Below are 5712 nucleotides of genomic sequence, written 5' to 3' on the forward strand. Positions count from 1 at the left end.
GGCCCCGGACCCGTCCGCCCCCACCCCGTCGACCGTCCGCCGCGCCGGCCCCTGGGCGGCGGCGCCGTTAGCCGTTCATCGCGAATGGGTACAACGCCCAGCACCTCGATCCACCACACCATTGCGGAGGCAGCGATGCGCGGCACGTCGATATTCGGAGTCCTGGTCGTCATCTGGCTGATCATCGGCGCGGTCGCCGCCGGGCAGCGTGGCTACTACAGCGGTGACGACACGAACTGTGCCGAGGCCGGCACGATCCTGGTGACCATCGTGGCCGGGCCGCTGAACTACATCGGCGCCAACCCGAAGGTCGACTGCGCACTGCCCCAGCCGTCCAAGTAGGACCCCCGTCCTCCGGCCCGCGCCCTTTCGGGGGCGCGGGCCGCTCCGTGTCCGGGGACGCCGCGCCGCCTCCCCCGCCTCCCCTCCAGCGGGGTGCGGTCGGGCCGCGACCTCGGCCGCCGAGGGCCGGTCCGACGAGACGCCCGGGCGCGTTTGGAGCACTGCCGGCGGTCCGAACCTCGCGGCGGTGCGCCACATCACGTACGGCATCCTAGGAGGCTGGGGTTCTCGGTGCCCGCGCCTTGGCCCCGCCGCCCACGACCCGACGTTTGTCGGGCCGGGCGGCGGGAACCGGCGTTGCGCAGCGCGCCGCACGGAACGGGAGCACCGGGGTGAGGATCGGCTACCAGCTCGCCTCGGAGGCGCCAGGCCGTCCGGGCCGAGCAGGCGGGCTTCGACTTCGTCGAGATGAGCGAGCACTTCCACCCGTGGCTCGGAGGTGCCGATGGCCTGGGCCACCGAAGGGGAGCAGGCCGTACGGGCGGTGCTGGAGACCAGCCGGTGAATGGTGACCGGCTGGAAGGTGATGAGCGAGCTGCCGAACCCGGGCAACTTCGACGCCGCCAGCGCGTACGTCGAGGAGCGGCACGTGCGGGAGCTCTTCTCCGTCGGGCCGGACCCGCAGGCGCACGTGGCGGCCGTCCGCCCCTACCTCGAGGCCGGCTACGACCACATCGTGCCGCAGAACGCCGGGCGCGCCCTCGGGACGCGGGCGCGGTGCTCGTCGGCGGAACGCGGGCAGGCATGGCGGGCGGACCGACGGTGCACGACGCGCGGCGGTCGCCGACGACGCACAGGGAATCGCACGCCCAGGACGCACGGGGAAGGGCGCACGCCCACGACGCACAGGGGGCGCGTCCGGGCCCCGCCGCCGCGATCAGGATGATCGGCTGGCGGGGTCGGACGCGCCCCCGGGTCGGGCCGGGACGCCCCCCCGACGGTCAGCGGAAGCAGTTCGGGACCGGTACCCTGCTGCCCTCGCAGTTGGTGGGCTCGTTGTCGATGATGTCGGTCTCGTCGTCGACCTTGACCCGGGCCTTGTCGACGAAGAGGCCGCCCGGCCGCGCGGTGGCGACGTTGCCGGTGACCTGGCTGGAGTAGAGGGAGACCTGGCCCAGCGACGCGAAGATGCCGCCGCCCGTGGACGTCGCGCCGACGGCGTGGTTGCGGTCGACCTCGCTGTGGCGCACCAGGAGGTTCGACTTCTGGGCGTGGATCCCGCCGCCGGAGCCCCGCGCCGTGTTGCCCGAGACGACGCTGTCGTCGAGCGGGACCAGGCCCTGGAAGGTGGAGATGCCGCCGCCGTTGCCCGTGGCGGTGTTGTCGCGCACCTCCAGGCCGCGCAGGAAGATCAGCGCGTCCGAGTTGGCGATGCCGCCGCCGGTCTGGGCGGTGTTGCCCACCACCTTCGTGTCGGCGACCCGGGTACGGGCCGAGAAGCTCGCGATGCCGCCGCCCTGCGCCGCGTTGTTGCGCGCGAAGGTGCTCGAGTGCACCTCGGCCGCGCCCCGGTAGTTGGCGAAGCCGCCGCCGTACGCGACGGCGCTGTTGCCCCGGAACCGCGAGGCTTCCAGGCTCAGCACGCCACCGTTGAGCAGGCCCCCGCCCTTGCCCGCGGTGCCGGCGGCGTGGTTGTCGACGAACGTGCTCCCCTTGACCACCAGGTGGCCGTCGTTGAAGATCCCGCCGCCGCCCCCCTCCGCCGAGAGGGAGGTGCTGTCGACGATCGTGGTGCGCTCGACCACGGCGGATGCGCCGTGCACGACGTGGATGCTGCCGCCCTCGGCGGCCGAGAGGCCGTTGCGGAGCACCACGTCGGAGAGCGTCAGCTCGCCGCCGTCGCGCACGGTGAAGAACCGGAACGCCTCGGCGTGCACGTCCCGGACGATGGTGGCGCCCTCGCCCCGGATGGAGATCGGGTGGTAGATGACGGGCAGCCCGGCGCGGTCGTGCCGTGGGTCGCGCGGGGGCGCCTCGGCGTCGCCGGGGTTCTCCGCGCTGTCGGCGGCCTCCCGGGCGTCGCGGATCCCGCCGTCGTAGTCGTCGGGCTGCTGGAAGGCGTGGGTGAGCTCGTACGTGCACTGCGACGCCAGCCGCAGGTCGGCACCGCCGTCGGCGTTGGCCCGGACCAGCGCCGAGATCAGCTTCGCCGGGTCGCACGGCACCGGGATCTCCGTGCGGTGCCCCTGGCCCGGGCGGCCGGAGCGGCCGTCCGGCTTGCCGCCGCGCCGTTCCTCGCGGGCGTGGTCCCGGTCCTCGACGGCCTCGCCGAGGTCGCGCTCGGCCGAGCTGTCGTCGGCCAGCAGCGCCAGCGACGGCGGGTCGGCGGCGGCGGGCAGCTCCCGGTCGGCGGCCACCCCCGTCAGCCCGGCCGCCCCGGCCACCAGGCTGCCCGCCACGAGGCCGCCGGCTAAGAACCACCGCGACCGCCGCCTGGGTGGTGCCGCCCGCCGGCCCCCTTGATACGTCGTCATCAGGCTTCCCTGCCTCTCGCGCGTGCGTGATCCGACCGCGTCGAACGGGACGCGGGGCGGCTGACGTCACGACAGCCGCCGAAGGCCCACGATACGACCGCGAAACGGGCAAGTCCGTCGAACATGAATAAAGGTACTATTCACCTTGACGGGCGCGATCGGGCGCGGCCCGCCCGGACCGCAATGCGAGCCCGGGTCAGCCGCCGACGTGGATACCGGGCCGGCGGGCGGGGTCCGGCTCCGACTTGCGGATGATCTCCCGTACCACGGGCGGGGTGTCGCCGCGGCCGAGGATGAGGTAGCGCAGCAGGTGCCCGAGGGGGTTACCCTCCGACCACTCGAAGTGCGCGTGCGGGCGTACGCCGGTGGCGTCACGCAGCGCCAGCAGAATCGCCGCGATGGCGTTGGGCACCGCCGGGCTGCCGGCCCGCAGCACCCGGAAGCCGCCCACCTGCACGCCGCGCACCCGCAGCACCTGGCTGAACTCCGACGGGTCGACGACGTCGATCTCCAGGAAGAGGATGTCGCCCTCGCCGGGCACGGGGTTCATCCCGCGCTGCGCCCGCTCCTTGAGCGTGTACTCCTTGACCGCGCCGGCCGCCCGCTTGTGGGCGATCAGGTGCAGCCGGCCGTCGTGCGCCAGCGACTCGGCGATGAACCGGCGGGCCGGCTCGTCGAACTCGATCCGCTCCGTGCGCAGCTCGGTGGTCCGGGTCACCCGCGAGACCAGCGAGACCACGACGATGCCGAGGACGAACAGCGCGGAGATGGCGATGCCGTCCGGCTTCGCGATGACGTTCTCGGCGAGGGCGTACAGCAGGACCAGGGTGAGCACGGCGAAGCCGCCGGCCGCGACGCGCTCCCGGCGACGGGCCGCGGCGATGGTCACCGCCACGGCGGCGGAGACCATCATGGCGAGGATCCCGGTGGCGTACGCCCCGGCCTGGTCGTTGACGTCGGCCCGGAACACCAGGGTGATCGCGACGCTGACCACCGTGTAGACGATCACGACCGGCCGGACGGCCCGGGCCCACTCCGGCGCCATGCCGTAGGTGGGCAGGTAGCGGGGCACGATGTTGATCAAGCCGGCCATCGCGGAGGCGCCGGCGAACCAGAGGATCAGCGCGCTGCTGACGTCGTAGACGGTGCCGAAGGCCTCGCCGAGGCGCTCGTGGGCGAGGTACGCCAGCGCCCGGCCGTTCGCGGCTCCGCCCGGCGCGAACTCCCGGGCCGGGATGAGCACCGTGGTGACGAGGGTGGTCGAGACCAGGTACACCGACATCACCAGCGCGGCGGTGGTGAGCAGCCGGCGGGTGTTGCGGATCCGTGCCGCCAGCCGTGCCTCGCGGTCCGCGCCCGCGCCGCCCACCAGCGGCATCATGCTCACCCCGGTCTCGAAGCCGGAGAGCCCCAGCACCAGCAGCGGGAACGCCAGCACGGCGGTCACCGCCACCTCGCCGGGGCCGCCACCGACGCTCAGCGTGGCCGTCCAGTCCGCCAGCGTCCCCGGGTCCGTCGCGATCGCGACCAGCCCGTCCGCCACGATCAGCGCGTTCAGGACCAGGAAGACCACGACCAGCGGGACGGCCACCGCGACCGCCTCGCGGAAGCCGAGCAGGAAGACCCCGCCGAGGACGAGCAGCAGTACGACGGTGACGCCGACCGCGACGCCCGTGCCGCCGACGCCCTCGGGCACGTGCGGATTCTCCAGCAGGTGCACGGTGGCGTCGGCCGAGGAGAGGGTGATCGTGATGATCCAGGAGGTGGCCACGAAGCCGAGCAGGACCAGCACGAAGATCTTGCCGCGCCAGAACGGCAGCAGCCGTTCCAGCATCGCCACCGAGCCCTGCCCGTGCGGGCTCTCCCGGGCCACCCTGCGGTACATGGGCAGCATGCCGAACAGCGTCAGCGCGACGATGAGGAGGGTGGCCAGCGGGGAGAGCGCCCCGGCGGCCACCGCCGCGATCCCGGGCAGGTACGACAGGGTGGAGAAGTAGTCCACCCCGGTCAGGCACATGACCTGCCACCACGGGTGCGAGCGGGCCTGCCCCTCCACCGCCTCGGGGCCGAGCGGCGGCACCCGGTGCGCGAACAGCCACCGCCGCACCGGGCTCAGCGGCGCGGCGGGCCGGGCGGGGCTGGCCTGCGCCTCCGGGACGGCGACCGGGCGCCCGGCGCGGTCGCCGGGACGGGTCGGGTCCCGGGCGGCGCGCAGGGCCCGTGGCGGGCCGGCGGGCGGCGGCCGGCGACCACGCGTGCGCCGCGACCTCGGCCCGTGCTCGTCACGCATGTCCCGTCTCCACCCTCGGCGGTCCTGACCCGACCGTAGGCGGTCGCCGGCCGGCGACCCGCCGGAACGGTGAAGCCGGGACGACTCAGTCGCCGTCGCGCGCGGCCAGCGCCCGGGCCAGGGCGTCGGGGTCGGCCACGGTGACCGTCGCCCCGGGGTGCCGGAGCCACCCGCCGGGCAGCAGCGCGGGCACCGGCTCGGCGAAGCGGAGGCAGAGCCCGGCGGCGGTGCTGCTGGCGAAGGTGACGCCGGTGTCGGCCAGCGAGAGGCGCACGCCGATCCCCCGCCACCAGCGGTACGGCCCGCTCGGCGCGACGCCGACGACGTTGCGCCGGGCGGTACGCAGCAGCCACGGGCCGAACCGGACCTCCAGCTCGGCCCCGTCGAGGCCGACCCAGGCGGTCGCAGGCCGGACGCCGACCAGCGCGAGGGCCGGGCGGAATACCGGGTCGAAGCGGAACGCGAACCGCCGTGCCCCGCCGGTCATCGCGCGCCACCTCGGTTGCCGAGGCGGGCGTCGCCCGGTCGGGCGGGACGCAGCGGGGCGGCGGGGCGGGGTCGGGCGGCGGGGCGACGGGCCGGGTGACTCATGGCGCGGGCGTACCC

General features: G+C 74.8%; 4 protein-coding genes. 1 reads left to right on the forward strand and 3 read right to left on the reverse strand.

Features of this window, described 5'->3' with window-relative positions:
- The first annotated feature begins 135 nt into the window (after positions 1–135).
- Complete coding sequence (locus tag ACSNN9_RS27485; protein ID WP_357878918.1) at positions 136–342, forward strand: hypothetical protein; 207 nt, start codon at positions 136–138, stop codon at positions 340–342.
- 941 nt (positions 343–1283) lie between these two features.
- Here the strand turns inward: ACSNN9_RS27485 and ACSNN9_RS27490 are convergent.
- The 3 genes from ACSNN9_RS27490 to ACSNN9_RS27500 form a co-directional block, all read right to left on the reverse strand.
- Entirely contained in the window at positions 1284–2816 is a 1533-nt protein-coding gene (locus ACSNN9_RS27490; RefSeq protein ID WP_436676193.1) for a hypothetical protein, read from the reverse strand.
- A 196-nt stretch (positions 2817–3012) separates the two neighbouring features.
- Positions 3013–5106 (reverse strand): amino acid transporter, encoded by a 2094-nt coding sequence (locus tag ACSNN9_RS27495; protein ID WP_436676195.1) that lies wholly within the window; start codon positions 5104–5106, stop codon positions 3013–3015.
- A gap of 85 nt (positions 5107–5191) precedes the next feature.
- Entirely contained in the window at positions 5192–5593 is a 402-nt protein-coding gene (locus ACSNN9_RS27500) for a hypothetical protein (protein ID WP_436676196.1), read from the reverse strand.
- Positions 5594–5712 lie beyond the last annotated feature (119 nt).

The organism is Micromonospora sp. URMC 107 (genome assembly GCF_051386315.1).
Classification (GTDB): domain Bacteria; phylum Actinomycetota; class Actinomycetes; order Mycobacteriales; family Micromonosporaceae; genus Micromonospora.

What these genes read in the sequence shown, in the direction of transcription:
- ACSNN9_RS27485 (WP_357878918.1), top strand. Translation starts at nt 136, where the DNA reads ATGCGCGGCACGTCGATATTCGGAGTCCTGGTCGTCATCTGGCTGATC.
- ACSNN9_RS27490 (WP_436676193.1), bottom strand. Translation starts at nt 2,816, where the DNA reads ATGACGACGTATCAAGGGGGCCGGCGGGCGGCACCACCCAGGCGGCGG.
- ACSNN9_RS27495 (WP_436676195.1), bottom strand. Translation starts at nt 5,106, where the DNA reads ATGCGTGACGAGCACGGGCCGAGGTCGCGGCGCACGCGTGGTCGCCGG.
- ACSNN9_RS27500 (WP_436676196.1), bottom strand. Translation starts at nt 5,593, where the DNA reads ATGACCGGCGGGGCACGGCGGTTCGCGTTCCGCTTCGACCCGGTATTC.